This window comes from Neoasaia chiangmaiensis, from assembly GCF_002005465.1.
Lineage (GTDB): Bacteria > Pseudomonadota > Alphaproteobacteria > Acetobacterales > Acetobacteraceae > Neoasaia > Neoasaia chiangmaiensis.
Window position 1 is genome coordinate 351,758 of sequence record NZ_CP014691.1, and the last position, 19,932, is coordinate 371,689.

General features: G+C 60.5%; 21 protein-coding genes. 15 read left to right on the forward strand and 6 right to left on the reverse strand.

The features are described from left to right. The first annotated feature begins 85 nt into the window (after positions 1-85). The 4 genes from A0U93_RS01645 (at position 86) to A0U93_RS01660 (ending at position 4,666) form a co-directional block, all read left to right on the forward strand. Positions 86-1,603 (forward strand): FAD-dependent oxidoreductase, encoded by a 1,518-nt coding sequence (locus tag A0U93_RS01645; protein WP_169852672.1) that lies wholly within the window; start codon positions 86-88, stop codon positions 1,601-1,603. A 93-nt stretch (positions 1,604-1,696) separates the two neighbouring features. Further along, a complete protein-coding gene (aspS, locus tag A0U93_RS01650) occupies positions 1,697-3,493 on the forward strand; it encodes an aspartate--tRNA ligase (RefSeq protein ID WP_077805824.1) in 1,797 nt (598 codons plus the stop codon). Positions 3,494-3,499: 6 nt separating this feature from the next. After that, the gene (locus A0U93_RS01655; RefSeq protein ID WP_077805825.1) at positions 3,500-4,300 is read left to right on the forward strand and encodes an EipB family protein; all 801 of its coding nucleotides are present in this window, start codon (positions 3,500-3,502) and stop codon (positions 4,298-4,300) included. Between the two features lie 105 nt (positions 4,301-4,405). Further along, the gene (locus A0U93_RS01660) at positions 4,406-4,666 is read left to right on the forward strand and encodes a YXWGXW repeat-containing protein (protein WP_147150884.1); all 261 of its coding nucleotides are present in this window, start codon (positions 4,406-4,408) and stop codon (positions 4,664-4,666) included. A 4-nt stretch (positions 4,667-4,670) separates the two neighbouring features. Here A0U93_RS01660 and xth read toward each other — a convergent pair whose 3' ends face one another. Then, on the reverse strand, positions 4,671-5,435 hold the full coding sequence (xth, locus tag A0U93_RS01665) for an exodeoxyribonuclease III (RefSeq protein WP_174807250.1): 765 nt from the start codon (positions 5,433-5,435) through the stop codon (positions 4,671-4,673). A 9-nt stretch (positions 5,436-5,444) separates the two neighbouring features. Then, complete coding sequence (locus A0U93_RS01670; RefSeq protein ID WP_147150886.1) at positions 5,445-5,804, reverse strand: HesB/IscA family protein; 360 nt, start codon at positions 5,802-5,804, stop codon at positions 5,445-5,447. A 50-nt stretch (positions 5,805-5,854) separates the two neighbouring features. On the opposite strand from A0U93_RS01670, the gene A0U93_RS01675 reads away from it, so the two are divergent. The 10 genes from A0U93_RS01675 (at position 5,855) to A0U93_RS01720 (ending at position 15,358) form a co-directional block, all read left to right on the forward strand. Further along, positions 5,855-7,024: a deoxyguanosinetriphosphate triphosphohydrolase gene (locus A0U93_RS01675; RefSeq protein WP_077805828.1), complete on the forward strand. Its 1,170-nt coding sequence runs from the start codon at positions 5,855-5,857 to the stop codon at positions 7,022-7,024. A 37-nt stretch (positions 7,025-7,061) separates the two neighbouring features. Then, positions 7,062-8,861: an arginine--tRNA ligase gene (gene argS / locus A0U93_RS01680; RefSeq protein ID WP_077805829.1), complete on the forward strand. Its 1,800-nt coding sequence runs from the start codon at positions 7,062-7,064 to the stop codon at positions 8,859-8,861. Then, entirely contained in the window at positions 8,858-9,862 is a 1,005-nt protein-coding gene (locus A0U93_RS01685) for an SPOR domain-containing protein (protein WP_077805830.1), read from the forward strand. The genes argS and A0U93_RS01685 overlap by 4 nt, the downstream gene beginning before the upstream one ends. A 37-nt stretch (positions 9,863-9,899) precedes the next feature. Further along, on the forward strand, positions 9,900-10,673 hold the full coding sequence (locus A0U93_RS01690; RefSeq protein WP_077805831.1) for a segregation and condensation protein A: 774 nt from the start codon (positions 9,900-9,902) through the stop codon (positions 10,671-10,673). Then, positions 10,670-11,245, forward strand: a complete 576-nt coding sequence (scpB, locus tag A0U93_RS01695) for an SMC-Scp complex subunit ScpB (RefSeq protein WP_077805832.1) — start codon at positions 10,670-10,672, stop codon at positions 11,243-11,245. Before A0U93_RS01690 ends, scpB begins: the two co-directional genes overlap by 4 nt. A 40-nt stretch (positions 11,246-11,285) precedes the next feature. Continuing rightward, positions 11,286-11,882 (forward strand): Sec-independent protein translocase protein TatB, encoded by a 597-nt coding sequence (gene tatB / locus A0U93_RS01700; protein ID WP_077805833.1) that lies wholly within the window; start codon positions 11,286-11,288, stop codon positions 11,880-11,882. Beyond that, positions 11,854-12,651 carry a twin-arginine translocase subunit TatC gene (tatC, locus tag A0U93_RS01705; RefSeq protein ID WP_077805834.1) on the forward strand — a complete coding sequence of 266 codons (798 nt, stop codon included), beginning with the start codon at positions 11,854-11,856 and terminating at the stop codon, positions 12,649-12,651. Before tatB ends, tatC begins: the two co-directional genes overlap by 29 nt. A 32-nt stretch (positions 12,652-12,683) precedes the next feature. Continuing rightward, complete coding sequence (gene serS, locus A0U93_RS01710; RefSeq protein ID WP_077805835.1) at positions 12,684-13,955, forward strand: serine--tRNA ligase; 1,272 nt, start codon at positions 12,684-12,686, stop codon at positions 13,953-13,955. A gap of 121 nt (positions 13,956-14,076) precedes the next feature. Then, positions 14,077-14,871, forward strand: coding sequence for an NAD kinase (locus tag A0U93_RS01715; protein ID WP_077805836.1), 795 nt, complete (start codon positions 14,077-14,079; stop codon positions 14,869-14,871). A gap of 25 nt (positions 14,872-14,896) precedes the next feature. Continuing rightward, positions 14,897-15,358, forward strand: a complete 462-nt coding sequence (locus A0U93_RS01720; protein WP_371862849.1) for a c-type cytochrome — start codon at positions 14,897-14,899, stop codon at positions 15,356-15,358. 9 nt (positions 15,359-15,367) lie between these two features. Here A0U93_RS01720 and A0U93_RS01725 read toward each other — a convergent pair whose 3' ends face one another. The 3 genes from A0U93_RS01725 to petA are packed head-to-tail and all read right to left on the reverse strand — an operon-like array spanning position 15,368 to position 17,925. Then, positions 15,368-16,057 (reverse strand): cytochrome c1, encoded by a 690-nt coding sequence (locus A0U93_RS01725; RefSeq protein ID WP_077805838.1) that lies wholly within the window; start codon positions 16,055-16,057, stop codon positions 15,368-15,370. Then, complete coding sequence (locus A0U93_RS01730; protein WP_077805839.1) at positions 16,054-17,247, reverse strand: cytochrome b; 1,194 nt, start codon at positions 17,245-17,247, stop codon at positions 16,054-16,056. The genes A0U93_RS01725 and A0U93_RS01730 overlap by 4 nt, the downstream gene beginning before the upstream one ends. A gap of 3 nt (positions 17,248-17,250) precedes the next feature. Continuing rightward, positions 17,251-17,925: a ubiquinol-cytochrome c reductase iron-sulfur subunit gene (gene petA, locus A0U93_RS01735; protein ID WP_077805840.1), complete on the reverse strand. Its 675-nt coding sequence runs from the start codon at positions 17,923-17,925 to the stop codon at positions 17,251-17,253. A gap of 244 nt (positions 17,926-18,169) precedes the next feature. On the opposite strand from petA, the gene A0U93_RS01740 reads away from it, so the two are divergent. Then, a complete protein-coding gene (locus A0U93_RS01740; protein ID WP_077808247.1) occupies positions 18,170-19,471 on the forward strand; it encodes a hemolysin family protein in 1,302 nt (433 codons plus the stop codon). Positions 19,472-19,489: 18 nt separating this feature from the next. On the opposite strand, the gene A0U93_RS01745 is transcribed toward A0U93_RS01740, so the two are convergent. Then, the gene (locus tag A0U93_RS01745; RefSeq protein ID WP_077805841.1) at positions 19,490-19,678 is read right to left on the reverse strand and encodes a hypothetical protein; all 189 of its coding nucleotides are present in this window, start codon (positions 19,676-19,678) and stop codon (positions 19,490-19,492) included. Positions 19,679-19,932: the final 254 nt, after the last annotated feature.

Here is a 19,932-nt window from a genome sequence, read left to right on the forward strand (position 1 = left end):
TCTGCAACGAAATTGATACCACAACCGTGCTTGCCATAAGGCGTTGTTCAAAGACTGGAACCACGCGCAGGGAGAAGGCAGCCACATGCCCGAGATCGACATGTCATGGAAAGACGTCGCCGCATTTGATGAACTGGCGCAGGACAAGCTGGTGCCGGTGTCGATCGGCGATACGCCGATTGTCCTTGTTCGAAAGGGAAATGCCGTTACCGCGCTCGGTGGCAAATGCCCTCATAAGGGCGCTCCTCTTGAGGGCGGAACGCTATGTGACCGGCCCGATGGGGAAACGGTTATCGTATGCCCATGGCATAAGGCCGTGTTTTCTGCGGCCAGCGGAAGGCTTCTGGAACCATTGGCGCTCGATCCGCTGCCAAATTATCCTGTCGAAATTCACGATGGACGGGTATTGGTTGGGCTGACACCCCGCGCATCAGACGCGCCGCCCCCGATGCGGGAAAGCGAAACTGTCGCCATCATTGGGGCTGGAGCAGGCGGTGTGACAGCTGCCGTGACTCTGCGTCAGCATGGGTTCGCCGGTCGGATTCTGCTCATCGGTCCGGAACCGGAGCTGCCCTATGACCGAACGGCCCTCAGCAAGATGGTGTTGTCCAGCAAGCCGGAGGACCTCAAAATTCCGTCGTTGCGCCCCTCCGCTTTCTATGAAGAAAACAATATCGAGCGGATTGAGGACATCGTCACCAATCTGGACATTCCCGGGCGGACAATCCGCATGCGGGATAATGACCCTGTTCAAGCTGACCACATACTTCTCGCAACCGGCTCAAAACCTGTCCAGCTCGACCTTCCCGGCAGCCACCTGAGAGGAGTCTCCGTCCTTCGCACTGCACAGGATGCACGAGATATCGTGGAGGAGGCAGGACCAGGCAAAACCGCTGTGATTGTCGGTGACAGTTTCATCGCGCTTGAGGCGGCCGCGGCATTACGCAGGCGGGGTGTCGGCGTTACGGTCGTCTCGCGCAATGACATACCGTTCGAGAGCAAGTTCGGACGCGAGATCGGCCAGCGTATGCGCGAGTTGCATGAGGAGAACGGTGTTGCCTTTGTGCCGGATTGCAACGTGACGGCATTGACGGGCATGGAGAAAGTCGAGCAGGTCCATCTGGATGATGGCACTGTGCTTAACGCCGATTTCGTGCTGGCCGGGATCGGCGTCGGTCCGGTCTCGGATTATGTTTCGGACCACCACCGGGCGGATGATGGCGGGATTGAAGTCGACGAGCATATGCGGGTCGCACCGGGAGTCTATGCTGTTGGCGATATCGCCAGCTTTCCCCATGCTGACGGGCGGTTGCGTATCGAACACTGGCGTACCGCACAATGCCAGGCGCGCATCGCCGCCCGGGCGATGCTCGGCCTGCCGGTGGAGCCGTTGCCCACGCCTTGGTTCTGGACCCAGCAATACGATCAGAAGCTTGAATATGTCGGTTGGCCGGCGAAGTTCGACAGCATTGATTTCGAGGGAGATCTCGACCAGTTCGACTTCATGGCGAAACTGAAGAAGGACGGGCGGACGATCGGCATGATAGGCTCCAGGCGGGCGCAAGCGATCGGCAAGGCATGTATCGACTTCGATGCGTCTTGACAGCGTGCGGTCGTCCCGGCTTCCTGCGCGCAAATCGTTCGGGACGGCTTGAGCGCCCCGCATTCTCATCGTTGTCGAGCAGGAAACTGATTCATGCACTTGTATCGTACCCACAGCTGTAGCGCGTTGCGCGCGAATGACGCTGGCCAGACTGTACGTCTGTCGGGCTGGGTGCACAGCAAGCGCGATCATGGTGGGCTGCTTTTCATCGACCTGCGCGACCAGACCGGCATCACGCAGATCGTCATCCCGGCTGGAACGGATATCCTGGAAACCGCCGACCGGCTGCGGGTCGAAAGCGTGATTACAGTGACGGGCGAGGTGGTCATCCGCGAGGACGGCCAGCGTAATCCGTACCTGCCGACAGGCGATATCGAACTGCGCGCGCAGGCGATCGACGTGCAATCGACCGCTGCCGTGCTGCCGTTCCAGGTCGCTGGACATGAGAATTACCCTGAGGATCTCCGCCTTAAATATCGCTATCTGGATTTGCGGCGGGACAAGATGCATCGCAACATCATGTTGCGTTCGAGCGTCATCGCCAGCATGCGGCAGCGGATGATCGCGCATGGTTTCACGGAGTTCCAGACCCCGATACTGACGGCTTCATCCCCGGAAGGCGCGCGCGATTTCCTCGTGCCCGCTCGCCTGCATCCCGGCAAGTTTTATGCACTCCCCCAGGCGCCGCAGCAGTTCAAACAGCTGGCGATGGTCGCGGGGTTCGACCGCTATTTCCAGATCGCGCCGTGTTTCCGCGATGAGGCGTCACGCGCCGATCGCAGTCCGGGTGAGTTCTATCAGCTCGATTTCGAAATGGCATTTGCGACGCAGGAAGACGTGTTCGCGGTGCTGGAAGACGTCCTGAGCGGCCTGTTCTCGGAATTCGGTAATGGTCGCGCCGTTACTGCGGCGCCGTTTCCGCGCGTTCCGTATGATGAGGCCATGCGCATCTATGGCTCGGACAAGCCGGATCTGCGCAATCCGCTCAAGATTACCGATGTGACGACAGCGTTTGCCGATTCCGGCTTCGGTCTCTTTGCGAAAATCGCGGCTTCTGGCGGTGAGGTCCGGGCCATACCGGCACCCGGAGCCGGCGATCGTCCGCGCGGCTTCTTCGACAAGCTGAATAACTGGGCGCGCGAGAGCGGTGCGGGCGGTCTTGGTTACATCGTCTTCGAGGCTGACGGTGGCAAAGGACCTATCGCGAAGAATCTGGAGCCTGAGCGTGTCGAGGCCATCCGCAACGCGTGCGGTTTGAATCCGGGTGATGCGGTCTTCTTCGCGGCGGGGCAGGGCGATGCCGTCGCCAAATTCTCGGGCCTCGTGCGCACACGGATCGCGCAGGAGCTTGACCTGATTGAGAAGAACGCATTCCGGTTCTGCTGGATTGTCGACTTCCCGATGTATGAGATTAACGAGGAAACCGGTCGTATCGACTTTTCCCACAATCCGTTCTCGATGCCGCAAGGCGGTCTGGAGGCACTCAACGGGCAGGACCCGCTTACCATCAAGGCGTTTCAGTATGATATCGTCTGTAATGGCATCGAACTCTCTTCCGGCGCGATCCGTAACCATCTGCCGGAAGTGATGATCCGCGCGTTCGAGATCGCAGGCTACGGCGAGGAGGAAGTCGAAGCGCGGTTTGGCGGAATGCTGAACGCTTTCCGCTACGGTGCACCGCCGCATGGCGGTTCGGCACCGGGTGTGGATCGCATCGTCATGCTGCTGGCTGACGAGCCGAATATCCGCGAGGTCATCCTGTTCCCGCTGAACCAGAGCGGCGAGGACCTGATGATGGAAGCGCCGGCATCTGTCGAACCGGCAAGACTGAAGGAGCTTTCTTTGGCGATCCTGCCCCCCAAGCCCAAGGCGACGACACAGAAGGACTAAAAGCAGGTGCGCGCGGCGATACTGACGATGACGCTGGCATGTGTCGCGCCGACCGATGCCAATGCGGCGTCGATCGCCGCCCATGCCATCGATTACGATCTGGCGCTGGCGCAACTCGAGCACGGCGATACGGTCGATGCCACGGGGCATATGAGCTTTCGAATCGACGATCAGTGCGATTCATGGACGACGCAGCAGCGTTTGCAGATGCAAACCGTGAGGCGTGGCGGTGACGTTCAGAACACTGTCACAGATTATGCGACCCTTGAGACAAAGGACGGTCGCCATATGGCATTCGAGACTGTCCAGAAGCTTGACGATCAGGTTCAAAGCCGCGTCGAGGGAGAAGCTGATCGCCGCGCCGATGGTCGCGTGGCTGTTCGCTATAAACTACCGGCGGCGCGGACTATCCTCCTGCCAGCAGGAACGCTTTTCCCTCTGGCGCATACCATGGCGATCGTGGATGCAGCCCGGCTCCATAAAGAAAGTATCGCACCGCGTCTTTTTGACGGAACGTCACCGGACGATGCGTTCGACACCTACGTCACGCTTGAGGGATGGTCTTCCCGAAATGCCGACGCGCCGGCCCGAAGTCTTCAGGCTATGGGCGCGGCACAAACACACGTGGCATTCTTTGCCACAGGTCCCGCCGTGATGACGCCTGATTTCGAAATGGCGGCGCGCTATTTCGAAAATGGTGTGTCGGATCGGCTCTGGATGAATTTCGGCGACTTCGCCATGCGGGGCACGGTTGCGAAATTCATCCTGCTCCCCGTGCCAAGATGCTCATCACGGAAACATTTGTAACATAGGGCATTTTTTCGAGATCGATCAGCCGCACCACGGCCATTCTCATACGTTTGATTGACCTGAGGAGCAGCACGAAGCAGTGCTCTCCCTGGGAACAGAACTATGAGCAAATTTACGAAATTATGCGTTCTTGCTGCCTTGGTCAGTCTGCCGATGGCCTCACATCATGCGCAGGCACAGGTGGTTTACGGCCCGCCCCCCGGTGCCGTCATCGTTCCACGACCGCCACCACCGCCGATGCGGTATGAGATGGTGCCACCGCCACGGCGTGCGATGGTCTGGATTCGTGGACACTGGGACTGGCGATATCGGGGATATGTCTGGGTGCCTGGACACTGGCGTGCTATCGGCCGTTATCGATAAAACATCATCCGGCGATCGTGGTGACCAGCGGCACATGATCGGATGGCTGAGGCCGGGCGCGTTCATCGCGATCCGGCCTCACCGATTCCAGTCGTTCGGCCAGACGCGGCGACAGGAGCGCATGATCGATTCTGAGGCCGCTGTCCCTATCCCATGCGCCAGCCTGATAGTCCCAGAAAGTGAAAGCACGACCCTGAGGTTGCACCGCACGCTGTGCATCCGTCAGACCAAGCCAGCAAAGACGACGCCACGCTGCTCGACTGGCAGGGTGTATCAGCGCGTCCGATGCGGAGAGGGCACCGGGCCTGAAATCCTCATCGGTCGGACATACGTTGAAGTCGCCTGTTAAAACAACGTCCCGCTCGGCTTCCAGCAATGCGCGCGCGCGACCATAGAGCGCTTCGAAGAAATCCAGCTTCGTCTGGAAACCTGCGGCGCTCCCCGAATTGCCATTGGGAAGATAGAGATTGCCGACAATGATGCCATTCCAGTCGATCTCCACGTAACGCGCCGCTTCATGCGCAAAACCCGGTAGACGGCGGTTTGTCACGGTCAGTGGTTGTCGGGAGAGAATGGCAACACCGTTATAGGACTTCTGCCCCACCGCGACCGCGTGATAGCCGACTTCGGCGAAGCGGGCAGGAAACAGATGCTCCTCGCACTTGATCTCCTGGAGACAGAGGATGTCGGGCTGATGACGATCGAGCCAGTCGACGACCAGCCCCTCTCGCTGGCGAACCGAATTGACGTTCCAGCTTGCGATTTTCAGTGACATGCCTCAGGCCAGTGAGAAGCTGGTGCCGCAACCGCAGGACGAGGAGGCATTCGGGTTGGTAACGGTGAAATGCGCGCCCATCAGCTTGTCGACAAACTCGAGTTCCGCGCCCTGAAGGAGATCGAGGCTTACTGGATCGACCCACACTTCCGCACCGTCCCGGCGGACGATGATATCATCGTCGCTACGCTCCCGGTCGAGTTTGAACTGATATTGAAAGCCGTTGCATCCGCCCGCCAGAACGGCGACGCGTAGCGCCAGGCCCTCCGTCGGCGATTGCTGGGAGATGATTTCCACGATTCGTGCCGCAGCGCTGGGCGACAGGGAAAAACCGTTTGGGGCAGGGGGCATGGTCTGGCTCATACTCTCCATATAATATGTCGCTCGACACTCTCAAAGGGAACCGCGGGTAAATGATCGGTCAGGATGTAGCGCCCTATGCGGTGCGCAAGGAACAGGGGCGGGGCCGTCTCTATGCGGAGCCCGAAGCGCCGACTCGCTCACCCTGGCAGCGCGACCGCGACCGCGTGTTGCACTCCGCAGGCTTCAGAACCCTGCAATACAAGACGCAGGTGTTTATCAATCATGAGGGCGACTTTTTTCGCACACGCCTGACACATTCGCTGGAGGTCGCGCAGATCGCGCGCTCGATTGCGCGTCAACTCCGTCTGGACGAGGACCTGACCGAGGCCCTGGCGCTGGCACACGATCTTGGCCACACACCTTTCGGCCATGCGGGTGAGGACGCCCTGAAGCAGACGATGGAAGGCTGGGGCGGTTTCGATCACAATACCCAGTCGATCCGGCTCGTGACGCTGCTGGAAGGGCGCTACAACGATTTCGACGGGCTCAACCTGACCTGGGAGACGCTGGAAGGGCTCGCGAAGCATAACGGTCCGGTGAAGGAGCCGTCGCCCTATCTCGCGGAATACGATGAGAAACACCATCTGGCGCTGCACAGCTTTGCTTCGGCGGAAGCCCAGGTAGCGGCCCTGTCGGATGATATCGCCTATCATGGTCACGATCTTGACGACGGACTGCGGGCTGGCCTGCTGCATATGGAGGATATCGAAAGCCTTCCGCTTGTCGGTGATGCGCTGAAGCGCGCGCGCGCCGGCGCGAAGGCAACGGAAAAGTTCGACCGTGAGCGCCGCATCCGGCATGAAACCGTCCGGCAGGTCATCAATGCGCTGGCCTCCGACCTCACGGATCAGACGCGTCGTAATCTCGAGGCACTCAAGCCGCGCAGCGCCGATGACGTCCGGAATGCGCCATATCCCGTCGTCTCGTTCAGTCTGGCCATGCGAAGCGCGAATGCGGCGATCCGCGAATTTCTTTACGCTAAGATGTATCGCCACTGGCGGGTTCAGCGCATGACCCGCAAGGCGCGTCTGGCCACCGTCGAGATTTTCGATGTGCTGGCGAATGAGCCTGCCCTGTTGCCGGATGGCTGGCGGGTCCGCGCCATGTCGTGCGATGAAGTCACACGTCGTCGGATTGTTGCCGATTATATTGCCGGAATGACGGACCGTTTTGCGATGGAGGAACATCGACGGTTGACGGAACTCTCTGCGCTGGGCTGATAAGGCGTCGATCATCATGCCAGGAACCAACACGTCCATGTCCGAGAACACCCCGACCACCGATTGCCTGTTCGCGCGCTACCAGGCGCAGGTGCGCGATGCATTGCGCGACGTGGTGCCCGGACTGCCGGACGAAGTCGCCGATCGTGTGGAGGTGACGCCCGCCCGCGATGCGGCACATGGCGACATGGCGACCAATGCTGCGCTGCTGGCGGCGAAACCGGCCAGACGGAAGCCGATCGACATCGCGAAGGATCTGGCGGCGCGGCTTTTGTCTCTGCCGGGCGTCGTAAAGGCCGAGCCCGCGGGACCGGGGTTCGTCAATCTGACGCTGGAACCGCAGGTGCTCCAGTCGGTCGCACGCACGGTTCTGGAAAGCGGGGAACGCTTCGGTGATTCGCGCTGGGGCGCGGACCTTCGGGTCAATGTCGAGTATGTTTCCGCCAACCCGACCGGGCCGATGCATGTCGGCCACTGTCGCGGTGCCGTCGTGGGGGACGCGCTGGCGAATCTGCTCATCAAGACCGGCCATCGGGTCACCAAGGAATACTACATCAACGATGCCGGCGCGCAGGTGACTGCCCTGACATGGGCGGTCTACTGGCGCTATCTACAGGCCATCGGTACGTCGCTGGACGAAGATGCCTTTGCAGCCCTGACGCCGACGGGACTGCAATATGGCGGGGACTATCTGATCCCGATCGGACAGTCCCTTGCCGAAACGCATGGCGGGGCACTCGCTGAAGAGGGTTGCCCGGCCGACACGGCCATCTGGTTCGACCTGGTCAAGAACGAGACGTTGAAGCGGATGATGGCGGAGATCCGTGAGGATCTGGCATTGCTGGGCATTGAGCACGAGGTGTTTTCGAGTGAGGCCGCGGTTCTCGAAAGCGGAAAGGTCGACGCAGCGATCGAGGCGTTGAAAGACAAGGGTCTGCTCTACGAAGGCGTGCTGGAACCGCCGAAGGGCAAGACGCCGGAAGACTGGGAGCCACGTCCGCAGACACTGTTCCGCTCGACCGAGTTTGGCGACGACGTCGACCGGGCACTGCGGAAATCCGACGGAAGCAATACCTACTTCGCCAACGATATCGGCTATCACGCCCAGAAAGCGCGCGAAGCGGATGTCCTGATCGATGTGCTCGGCGCGGATCACGGTGGTTATGTCTCCCGCATGCGTGCCGCCGTCAGCGCGCTGACCGACGGCAGGACCGGGTTCGAGGTCGTGATGTGTCAGATCGTGCGCATCGTCAAAGGCGGGGAGCCCGTGCGCATGTCCAAGCGCGCCGGCACTTTCGTGACGATGCGCGACCTTATCGAGGAGGTCGGGCGCGGTGCGGTCCGCTTCACGATGCTGACGCGCAAGGCTGATGCGCAGATGGAATTCGACCTGGATGCCGTTGTCGCGCAGACCCGCGATAATCCCGTGTTCTATGTCCAGTACGCGCATGCCCGCTGCTGCTCGGTTTTGCGTGCGGCGCAGGAGATGTTCGGCGCGGCAAGCATTGAGCCGTCCGCTTTACTTGGCGCCGATCTTGCGCGGCTTGATTCCGATGTCGAACTGGCCCTGCTGCGCCGGATTTCGACATTCCCGCGTGTTGTCGAGGGCGCGGCGCAGGCTCGGGAGCCACACCGCATCGCGTATTTCTGCGGCGAACTGGCGGCCGACTTCCATGCCCTGTGGAATAAGGGACGCGAGGACACGACGTTGCGTTTTCTCCACGAGAACGATGCTGCCGGAAGTCTGGCCAAATTGGCATTGGTGGCCAGTGTCGCACAGGTGTTGCGCTGCGCGCTCGCCATACTGGGGGTTGAGCCGCTTGAGGAACTACGATGAGCGATAGTCAGGACTGGCGCGCCAGTCGCGACCGACCTGCCCGTGAGGGACGGTCGCGCGACGATGAGCTGCCGCGCCGCGAATCCGCGCGATATGATGACTCCGGCACTCAGGGCGAACGACAGCCGACACGCGGCCGCGAGCGCATGAGCGCCGATTATGACGACGATCCGGCGCCGCCGCGCCGCCGTCCGAAAGCAGGCGGTCTCGCGGGGTTGCTGGGCTCCGATGAGCTGACGCGGCGGCTTGTCTATGGGGCGCTTGGCGTCGGCGGCGTGCTGGCGCTGGGGATCGGCGGGTGGTCGCTGCTGGGTGGTCATCAGAGTGGCATCCCGATCCTTGGACCGCCACCGGGTCCGGTGCGTGATCGCCCGGCCGATCCGGGTGGCATGCAGATCATGAGCGGCGACAGTGCCGACACGGATACGACAGGGCAGGGCGAAGCGCATCTCGCACCCGGTCCCGAGCAGCCGCAGCCGGAGGCGCTGGCGAAACAGTATGGTCAGCCAAGCTCCGCGCCCACATCCGCGCCGGAAACGCCAGCCCTTCAGAAACCGGCACCAAGGGCCAACGAGTCGAACGACACGCCCGCACCGGCTTCGGAAGCGGGTAATGACGCGATGACATCTCCGGCCCCTGCCAAACCCGTAGCGCCGGCTGCACACGATCAGCCTTCTGTCAGCAAACCGACGCCGGAAGCGACCAAGCCATTACCGGACAAGGCGGCAAAAGCACCAGTGGCAGCAACGCCGGAAGGACACTTCGCCGTGCAACTGGCAGCCCTGGACAGCGATGCGGAAGCTCATCGGGAATGGGATCTGCTGAGCCGACAGGCGCCCGATCTGTTCAGCGATCGTGCCCCCCTGATCGAGCATACCCAGCAGAACGGCCATAATTATTATCGTCTGCGCATTGGTGCCTTTCCGACGGCGCAGGCGGCGCGTGCGTTCTGCATCAAGGCGCATGCCCGCACCATCGCGTGCACGCCAGCGCAGTTCTGATCGTCCGTTTGCCGTGCAGGAGATAAGACCCATCGCGATGACGCCGGTCGTGCCAGCGGCGCCGCATCTCAGTCTGGACGGCTTTGAGGGTCCGCTCGACCTCCTGCTCGAACTGGCACGCGCGCAGAAGGTCGACCTGGCGCGAATCTCGATCCTTCGGCTGGTCGAGCAATATCTGGCGGTGGTCGAACGCGCGCGAAGCGTGAAGCTTGAACTGGCGGCAGATTGGCTCGTCATGGCGGCGTGGCTGGCCTGGCTTAAGTCACGCCTGCTGTTGCCACCCGAGAATCCGCCAGACACGGAAGCTGAGGACGCGACCGAACTCTTGCACGCACGGCTGGCCGAACTCGACCGCATGCGTGCCGCCGCCCGCTGGCTGGGCGACCAGCCGCGTCTGGGAGACGACGTTCGTGGGCGGGGCATTGCGGAGGATTTGACGGAGATCGACCGCAGTGGGTTGCGCGTCGATGTCTCTTCGTTGATCGGGGCGTATCTCGGGATCATGCGACGGCGTGGCCGCAAACGGCAATATACGCCGCCGCGTATCCGATACTGGACCGTCACCGATGCGGCAGCCGCGCTCCGCCGGTTGCTCAATACCAGTGAGATTGTGGGGTGGCACAGCCTGACGACGCTCGTGCCCGAGACGGAAGCAACACCGCCTGCGCGCCGCGCCGCGATGGCGGGTGCTCTGGTCGCAAGTCTCGAGATGGCCAAGAATGGGGAACTTGAACTGCATCAGCAGGAGACATTTGCCGATATCATGCTGCGCCGTCCGGATATAAACCCGTTCGTCCCGGAGGACGCGTGACCGATCTGACCGACCTTGTCGAAGCCCTGATTTTCGCCAGTGCGGAACCTGTCGGCGAGAGCGCGCTGCGGAAGCTGATCGAAAGCCAGGGAGGCGATCCGTCGATCCTGCCGAGCGTGCTGGATGCGGTGGGGGAGCGCTATATCGGTCGTCCCATGGTTCTTGCCGAGGTGGCGAATGCCTGGCAGTTCCGCACCCGGTCGGAACTGGCCCCGGCATTGACGACGGTCATCGAAAGGCCCCGGCGCCTCAGCCGGGCTGCGATGGAGGCCTTGGCCGTCATCGCCTATCATCAACCCTGCACGCGCGCCGATATCGAAGGGATTCGGGGCGTGGCGCTGAGCCAGGGCGTACTCGACGCGCTGGTAGGCGACGGTCTCATCGTGCCGAAGGGGCGCAAGGAGATGCCCGGCCGGCCCGTCTTGTGGGGCACGTCATCGGGGTTCCTGAGCGCTTTCGGGCTGCGCGACCTTCAGGCGCTGCCTCGCCGGGAAGAACTTCTTGTGGATCCCGGTGCTCTGGCTTTGACCGGCACCGCCGAAGAGGGTGTTTCCGAAGGGGACGCGTCGTGATAGTCCTGCCAGCTTCCGCCGCCGCGTAAAGATTGGGTTCATGTTCGATTTCAGTTGGTCCGAGATCGCCTTGATCGTCATCGTGGCGCTGGTCTTCATCGGACCAAAGGATCTTCCGATCGCCCTGCGCAGCCTGAGCAAGGGAATCAAGACCATCCGAAAGATGGCCTCGGAGTTTCAGGGACATGTCGATGACATGGTGCGCGAGGCCGATCTGGGCGAGGCGCGGGAGCATTTCCGGGATCTGAAGCGACTGAACCTGCGCGATCGCGTGGCGAAAGCCGTGGACGGCGACCATGCCATCCGGGACAGCTTTGAGATGACGCCCAGGCCGCCATCGCTTTCGGCGCCACCCATGTCGCCGACAGAAACGCCAAACGCGGTCGCCGCCCCTCGGAACGACATACCGGACCTCACCGGGCCGCGCATACTGCCACCCGCTGCGGGGCGCCGACTGGCACGGGAAAGGGCGCGGTGGTATCCGCCCCATATCGTGCCGCCGCCGATGGTGGGGCACGGGCGTCGACGTGTGGCGCTGGGCGTGACAAGCGAAGCGCCCTCTGTCGAAGTGCCCACTGCCGAAGCGGACACAGCCGAACAAGAAATTCATGCCGGGAAACAATACGCTGGACGATAACGCCATCGACGATCAGCCGATGCCGCTGCTCGATCATCTGGTCGAGCTACGCAGGCGCCTGATCTGGTCCATCGCGACATTCGCTGTCGCCTTTCTGGTCTGTTACCATTTCGCCGGTCGGATTTATCTGTTTCTGGCGGAGCCTCTCGGCGCGATCATGCGTCAACAGGGGGAGCAGCCGCATCTGATCTACACGGCGCTTTACGAAGCGTTCTTCACCTATGTGCGCGTGGCGTTCTTTGGTGCGGCTTTTCTATCGTTCCCGATGATCGCGATCCAGGCGTGGATTTTCATAGCGCCCGGCCTGTATCGCAGCGAGAAGCGCGCTTTCGCACCCTTCCTGATTGCAACCCCGGTTCTGTTCGTGCTCGGTGCAGCGCTCGCCTACTACTTCATCTTCCCGATGGCGTGGCGCTTTTTCCTGTCTTTCCAGACGGGACCGACAGGCGCGAACGGCCTGCATATCGAGTTGCAAGCGAAAGTGTCGGAATATCTGGCACTTGTCATGAAGCTCATCTTTGCATTCGGCATCGCATTCGAGTTGCCGGTCGTGCTGACGCTGCTGGCGCGGGTCGGGATCGTATCGTCGGCGCAGCTTCGATATTTCAGGCGCTATGCTTATGTAGGTGCCTTCGTGGTGGCTGCCGTTCTTGCGCCACCGGATGTCATCACGCAGGTGGGACTCGCGGTGCCGCTCATCGGTTTATATGAGATTTCGATTGTCACGGCCAAGCTTGTGGAGCCCCGCGCCGTTTCCGACGATGAATAACGATCGACAATTACTGACCCAGGATTTTTCCGATGCATGATTTGCGCGCCCTACGCGCCGACCCGGACAGCTTTGACGCGGCACTGAGGCGCCGCGGCCTGTCGCCCGTGGCACACGCGGTCGTCTCGCGTGACGAAGCGCGGCGCGCAGCCCTGCAGGCGCTTCAGGAGCATCAGGCAAGGCGGAAGGTGCTGGCCAGGGAGATCGGTCAGGGAAAACGCCAGGGCCTCGATACCGGTAGCCTTGAAACGGAAGCGGTAGAGCTTCGCGACGATATCGCGCGGCTGGAAACGCAAGCCGGTGCGATTGAACGCGAGATCGCCGATACGCTGGCCGGTCTGCCGAACCGTCTCGACGAGACAGTTCCGGACGGTTCGGACGAGGAGCAGAATGTCACAGTCAGGACATTCGGTGCACCGAAGGAGTTCCCGTTTGCGGCAAGGCAGCATTTCGAGTTGGGCGAAGCGCTTGGTCTGATGGACTTCCCCACGGCATCGAAATTGTCGGGCGCACGTTTCACGGTCCTGCGGGGCGCGCTGGCGCGGCTGGAACGTGCGCTCGGGCAGTTCATGCTCGACATTCATACGACCGAATTCGGCTACAGTGAGACGAGTGTTCCGCTTCTGGTCAACGATACGGCGATGTACGGAACGGACAAGCTGCCCAAGTTCGCGGAGGATTCCTTTCGGACCGAGGACGGACGCTGGCTGATTCCGACGGCCGAAGTGCCGCTGACGGCGAGCGTTGCCGGTGAGATCCTCGATGTGCGGACTTTGCCGATCCGCATGACGGCCCTGTCTGCCTGTTTCCGGTCGGAAGCCGGTTCGGCGGGCCGGGACGTGCGCGGGATGTTGCGACAGCATCAGTTCTCCAAGGTCGAACTCGTCTCGGTCACCAGGCCCGAAGAGAGCGATGCGGAGCATGAGCGCATGACCCGATGCGCGGAGACGGTTCTGGAACGCCTTGACATCCCTTATCGACGGCAACTGCTTTGTGCCGGAGATACCGGGTTCGGCGCGGCCAAAACATACGACCTTGAAGCCTGGCTGCCCGGTCAGCAGGCATGGCGCGAGATATCGTCATGTTCCAACACGCGTGATTTTCAGGCGCGTCGCATGAACGCGCGCTTCCGCACGGAGGATGGCCCTGTGTTCGTTCATACGCTGAACGGTTCGGGTCTTGCCGTCGGTCGCACGCTGATCGCGGTGCTGGAAAACTATCAGACCGAAGCCGGGACGATTATCGTGCCGCCCGCGCTGCTCTCCTACATGGGTGGCACGGCGGTGATCGAGGCGAGCCGCTGATCCCGGACGGACAAACAGGCGAGTTGCGCCTGCCTGTCAGATGCGGATACGGTCACGCCGCATGAAACGGGAGTGCGGCGGACATGCATGACGAGATGCGACGTCACCTTGAGGCACGGTCGTGAGTCGCTGGGCGGACGGTCGGCCGCGCGACTGGGCGAAAATTGCGTTCCTTGCAGCGTCGACCGACGTCGCAAGAGCATGCCGGGACAACCTGATCCGGCATTACGGCAACGTCCCGCTTCATGAAGCTCATGTGGCGGTGTGCCTCGGCGGCGACGGTTTCCTGCTTGAATCGATGCATCGCGTTCTGGACCTCGATATCCCTGCTTACGGATTGAACTGCGGCTCGGTCGGGTTTCTGATGAACCCGGTCTCCGAGATGGACCTGCCGGAGCGATTGTCGCGGGCACAGGAAACACAGTTGCACCCGTTACGCATGGTAGCGCACGATCACGCGGGCGGCGTGCATGAGGCCTTGGCGTTCAACGATGTCTTTCTCTTTCGGCAAACGCGTCAGGCCGCGAAGATCCGCATTGAGGTCGATGGACGTGTTCGCTTGCAGGAACTCATCTGTGATGGCGTGATTGTCGCGACGCCCGCCGGTTCGACGGCCTATAACCTGTCGGCGCATGGGCCGATCGTGCCGCTGACGGCCAATATCCTTCCGTTAACGCCGATATCGGCGTTTCGTCCCCGTCGGTGGAGAGGCGCCTTGCTACCGTCCAATGCCGCGGTTCATTTCACTTTGCTGGAAAGCGAGAAGCGCCCGGCGGCAGCGGTCGCGGATTTCACGGAAGTCCGCCATGTGACGAGCGTGTCCGTGAAGGAAGACAAGTCACTTCGCACGACACTGTTGTTCGATCCCGATCATGGGTTGTCCGAACGCATCATTGCCGAGCAGTTTTCCGGCTGAACATCCGCACAACTGGAACCGTATTATTGTCATGACACGCTTTTTTATTCTCGTGGCGATGGCCACGGGCATCTCATCCGCTTTTGCGGCGACTGACGGTCGCAGCGTCTATGATGGTAATTGCAGTGCATGCCACCAGAATGATGCAAGTGGGTCTCCGGGCCAATATCCGCAATTGAAGGGGCGTGTGGACAAGATTGCCGGCAGCGCCGATGGCAGGACATATCTTGCGCATGTTCTGCTGAATGGCTTGCATGGCTCGATTGAGGCGGCGGGAAATAATTATGCTGGCCTTATGCCGTCCTTCAATTCCTTGTCCGACGATCAGATCGCCGCCGTCCTGACATATGTCAGCGCCTTGGGCGATACGAAGCCCGCGCCGGATTTCACGGCGGATGATATTCGTGAACTTCGTGCGACGCATAAGAAAAACAAGGACATTTTGGCGGAACGACACGCACTGGAATCGGCGCACGCCATCCCCTGATGTGACTACTCAGAACTTGCGACGTCGCCATACGCGCGTTTTCAATGCGAACATCAGCCCCGTCATGATCGCGAGGTAGACGAGCACTGCCACACCGACACGATGCCGTGTCGCGAGATGCGGCCGGGCAATCCAGTCCAGAAAGGCGGCAATATCCTGTGCCATCCGTGGCACGCTTGCCGGCGTGCCGTCACGGTAGGTGACCTGCCCTGGGTGCCATGGTGATGGCATGCCGATATGCTTGTGCGACATCGCCGTGTTGTAGAATGAACCAGCCGGAAGTTTCAGGTCGGGTGGCACCGATGCATAAGACTGCAACATATGCGCAATCCACGCTGAGCCGCCGCGTTGGGTAAGTGCACGTCGGGAGAAATCGGGCGGTATATCGCCATGATTGGCCAGGCGCGCCATTGCATCGTTGGGATAAGGTGAGTCGATCGTGTCCTCCGGTGTCGCGGGACGCGTTTTGGGGTCGCCATCCTCATCCACACCGTCAGGAACCTGATGCTGGGCGGCATAGGCCTTGATGTCACCGACAGGCAAGCCGAGATCTGCCAGATCCGCATATCGAACCTGCTTCAGGCTATGGCAGGTTCCGCAAACCTGACGATAAACGATGAATCCCCGTTGTGCAGCCGTATCGGCATGTGCCGCGCCAAGCGAGGCCGCCAGAAAAAGGGCAGAAACAATGGTCTTCATAAACAATGGGTGTCCTGAATACTGGACATCGCGTTCGGGTTTTCGATCCTGGGCAGTAAGGGGAGAACGAGCAGAAAATAGGCATACCAATAAATGGTTGCCGCGCGGCTGATCCACAGCCAGCCCTCGGTTAAAGGGCGCGATCCGGCGAGACCCAAAAGAATGAAGGCAAGAAAGGCACCACGCAGCGCCCACCGCATCCGGGGCCGATGACGCGCCGAGCGGATCGGCGATCGATCGAGCCAGGGCGTGAAGAATAGCAAAAGCACGCTGCCCGAGGCGAGAAGCAGACCGCCCAGCTTCGAAGGGACTGCCCGCAAAATGGCGTAAAATGGCGAGAAATACCACTCCGGCATGATGTCTCGCGGTGTCACGAGGGGGTTGGCCTCGACGTAGTTGCTCGCAAGCGTCAATATATCGGGCAGGAAGAAGATCAACCCGGCGTAAATCATGAGAAACAGACACAGGCCGAGCCCGTCTTTCGTCGTATAATAGGGATGAAAGGGCAGGGTGGCTTCCGGGCGACGCGGCTCGATACCGGCGGGATTGTTGGGGCCGACAACATGCAGTGTTGCCACGTGCAGGGTAACGATGCCGATAATGGCAAATGCCGTAACGAAGTGAAGAATGAAAAACCGGTGAAGGGCAACGTCGCCCAGGCTGCTATCCCCAAGCAGCCAATTGGACAAAGGCGTTCCTACGAGGGGAAGGGCTTTCAGCGCATTGATGACAACGGTTGCGCCCCAGAATGACATCTGTCCCCAAGGCAGGATATAGCCGGCGAATGCTGCCAGCATCACGAGGATCAGCAGACATAACCCGGTGATCCAGACCAGTTCGCGAGGTGCCTTGTAAGACCCGTAATAAAGGCTGCGTGCAATATGGATATAGAGAGCGGCAAACAGCATGGAGACGCCGCCTATGTGCAGGGAACGGATAAACCACCCCGATGCAATCGCGCGGTCGATCTTTTCGACGCTACTAAAAGCCGATGTAATCGTAGGCGTGTAGTTGATGGCAAGAAAGATGCCGCTCACAACCAGGAAAACCAACGCAATCGTCAGGAAAGCACCGAAATTCCATAGGTAATTGAGATTTCGCGGCATCGCGAAATCCAGGTATTGACGCCGGAAGGAAGCGGCGATCGGGAAGCGGGAGGCCAGCCAGCCAGTCTGGGAACGATTGGACATCGATCAGATCTGCTGGATGTCGTTGATATCGAAAGTCGGGTCTCCCTTGCTCAGGCCGATGCGCAACGTATTGGCGGAGAGCATTGTCACCGGAGGGACAGGGAGGTTGTAAGGCGCTGGGGCATCGGAAAACGCACGTCCCGCGATATCGAAGTGCGAGCCATGGCATGGACAGACATAACCGCCCGCAAGATCGGTCGCCGAGGGCGCATTGTAGTTCGGCACGCAACCGAGATGCGTGCAGATGCCGATATAGACGCCGATTTCCGGAACGACCGACCGGTGCCAGTTGGTCGCATCGCGCGGTTGCTGCAATACTCGGGAAGCCGGATCGCGCAGGTCCCGATCGGCACCCGGGGCCTGGAGCGACGCGAGCGCCTCAGGGGTTCGGCGCTGGACGAACACAGGCCAGTTACGCCACTGCACGACTTTCTGCTGGCCGGGACGGAGCATGGAAATGTCGACGTCCACGACGTCGCTCTCGTCGAATGCGCTGGCGCGCGTGCCGTTGAGGCTGTCGAGAAAGGGATAGGCCAACGCGCAGACGCCGGCGCAACCAGCGCCGAAAGTCAGTTTCGTCAGGACATCCCGGCGTTTGGTATCGATGTCATCATCGATAATCCTATCGCCGGTCGTGTCCTTGCCCACTGAAATGGGCGGATTCTCGGGTTCCTGCATGTGGTCCTGTGCTTAACCGGCGTTCCGATAATCATTCCGCCTCGCTGCCATTGAGTCAATCAATCACCACGCCGTGACGCAGGCGGCGTGATTGTCCGATGGACAAAGCGATGAATTCAACTCGCGCCGCCCTGGATCGGCTGGTGTCCATGCCTGCTTTTCCGCTAGTATAGCGAATGATGACATCATTGATTTTACAACGGTATTCCGGGCCGTGATTCTTCTCCTCATCGGCGCATTCGCCATGGTAGCGGCGATTGTCGTCTCCATTCTGATCTCGTTGTCGGAAATCTCCTTTGCGGCTGCGCGGGACACGCGGCTCCGTGCGCGCGCCGAGGCTGGCGACAGCCGGGCCGCGGCGTTCCTGAAGTTGCGGCGCAACAGCGGGCAGGTGATCACCGTTCTTCAAATATGTCTGAATGCTGTCGGCGTGGCAGGCGGCATCATCAGCAGTGAACTCCTGACGCCAGCTTTCACGCTCGCCCTGCGCGAAGCGGGATTGCCGCTTTCAACGGCGGCGCATGTGGCGGCGGTCGTGTCCTTCATTCTTGTGACCGGCCTTTTCGTACTTTTCGCGGACCTGCTCCCCAAGCGCATAGCGCTCAATGCGCCGGACAGGGTAGCAATACTTGTCGGTTGGTTTCCGGAGCTGGCGCTGAAGGTGCTTTTTCCTGCGGTCTGGGTTTTCTCCAAAATATCGGACTGGCTCCTGAAAATCATGCATATTCCTGCGGCGTCCGCCGTGGAGCCGGTAACGCCTGAGGACCTCGCAGCGATTCTGGCGGCTGGTACGGCCTCAGGCGTGTTGCTGGAGCAGGAGCATCACGTCATCCAGAACGTATTGGGTCTTCAGGACCGTTCCGTGACATCGGCAATGACGCCCCGTGATGAGATCGTTTTTCTCGATATTCAGGAAAGTCCGGAAACGCAGCGCGACAAGGTGGAGGTGCGACCTTATTCGCGATACCCCTTATGCGATGGCGGTCTGGACCATGTTATCGGTTCCATACGGGCAGAAGACGTTCTTGTCGCGGTGGTTGGCAATGCGAGCGATGGGGACAGTCAGGGTGCGAGCGGGAATCCGCTATTCCGTCGGCGCCGGGATGTCCTGTCGTTGCCCGAAACGCTCAATCTGTGGGACACGCTGGCGCAATTCGATACGCATAGCGCCGGATTTGCCTTGATCGTCAATGAATATGGACTGGTGGTCGGTCTGATTACTTTCAAGGATATCATGGGCGCGCTGATGGATGGCCTGGCCAATCCCTTCGAAGAGCAGGCGATTGTCCGCCGCGATGAAAATTCGTGGCTCATCGATGGTGCAGCGCCCATCGGCGATGTTTTTCGTGAATTGCAAATCGACCATATCGCCGAGCGAGACCAGTTCGACACAATCGGGGGGTTCGTCATGCACCGTCTGCGCCGCATGGCCCGAAAGGCCGATAAAGTGGACGCCGCGGGTTACCGCTTCGAGGTGGTGGATGTCGAAGGCTTCCGCGTCAACCAGCTTCTGGTCTCACGGCTCAATCAGAATCGCCCGGTCTAGGATCGCTTTCCTGTTTTATCATGCGTCTATGTTGCTAGGCAGCATTTCCCACATAAGCCAGGATGCAACGGCAATCCACAGTCCCAGCCAGACGAAAAACAGGCTGAATGGTGCATATTGCGCTGATTGCTGCCAGCTGAACGTCGTTCCACCAACGGCGAGCCAGCAGCCAAGAATCAGGCCATAACCCAGGAAGCGCATCCACATCAGACCAATCTCCAGCCCTGTTATTGGTCGTCAACGCGGATCCGGTCTCGGGCGTTGCGTATTGGTCATCGGCATTCTTCTGCAATCGAGGGGGCTTGCCGAACCCAAGCATTGGACGTGATGCATTTATTGCCGCGCCAATGGGACGCAAATCTCAGCCACCTCGCCTGTCTGCGAAGGAAGAAGGTCGTGGAATAAGCTGTTGATAGGCATAGCAGGTCTTTCTGCATCCTCAGTTATCTCACACTATCAAC

Excerpts from the sequence above, each read along its gene's own strand:
- tatC (WP_077805834.1), top strand. The coding sequence starts at position 11,854 with ATGCCGGGAAACAATACGCTGGACGATAACGCCATCGACGATCAGCCG.
- A0U93_RS01685 (WP_077805830.1), top strand. The coding sequence starts at position 8,858 with ATGAGCGATAGTCAGGACTGGCGCGCCAGTCGCGACCGACCTGCCCGT.
- A0U93_RS01670 (WP_147150886.1), bottom strand. The coding sequence starts at position 5,804 with ATGAGCCAGACCATGCCCCCTGCCCCAAACGGTTTTTCCCTGTCGCCC.
- A0U93_RS01660 (WP_147150884.1), top strand. The coding sequence starts at position 4,406 with ATGAGCAAATTTACGAAATTATGCGTTCTTGCTGCCTTGGTCAGTCTG.
- petA (WP_077805840.1), bottom strand. The coding sequence starts at position 17,925 with ATGCAGGAACCCGAGAATCCGCCCATTTCAGTGGGCAAGGACACGACC.
- A0U93_RS01740 (WP_077808247.1), top strand. The coding sequence starts at position 18,170 with ATGGTAGCGGCGATTGTCGTCTCCATTCTGATCTCGTTGTCGGAAATC.
- A0U93_RS01730 (WP_077805839.1), bottom strand. The coding sequence starts at position 17,247 with ATGTCCAATCGTTCCCAGACTGGCTGGCTGGCCTCCCGCTTCCCGATC.
- argS (WP_077805829.1), top strand. The coding sequence starts at position 7,062 with ATGTCCGAGAACACCCCGACCACCGATTGCCTGTTCGCGCGCTACCAG.
- A0U93_RS01645 (WP_169852672.1), top strand. The coding sequence starts at position 86 with ATGCCCGAGATCGACATGTCATGGAAAGACGTCGCCGCATTTGATGAA.
- tatB (WP_077805833.1), top strand. The coding sequence starts at position 11,286 with ATGTTCGATTTCAGTTGGTCCGAGATCGCCTTGATCGTCATCGTGGCG.
- A0U93_RS01745 (WP_077805841.1), bottom strand. The coding sequence starts at position 19,678 with ATGTGGATGCGCTTCCTGGGTTATGGCCTGATTCTTGGCTGCTGGCTC.
- A0U93_RS01675 (WP_077805828.1), top strand. The coding sequence starts at position 5,855 with ATGATCGGTCAGGATGTAGCGCCCTATGCGGTGCGCAAGGAACAGGGG.
- A0U93_RS01725 (WP_077805838.1), bottom strand. The coding sequence starts at position 16,057 with ATGAAGACCATTGTTTCTGCCCTTTTTCTGGCGGCCTCGCTTGGCGCG.
- A0U93_RS01690 (WP_077805831.1), top strand. The coding sequence starts at position 9,900 with ATGACGCCGGTCGTGCCAGCGGCGCCGCATCTCAGTCTGGACGGCTTT.
- serS (WP_077805835.1), top strand. The coding sequence starts at position 12,684 with ATGCATGATTTGCGCGCCCTACGCGCCGACCCGGACAGCTTTGACGCG.
- aspS (WP_077805824.1), top strand. The coding sequence starts at position 1,697 with ATGCACTTGTATCGTACCCACAGCTGTAGCGCGTTGCGCGCGAATGAC.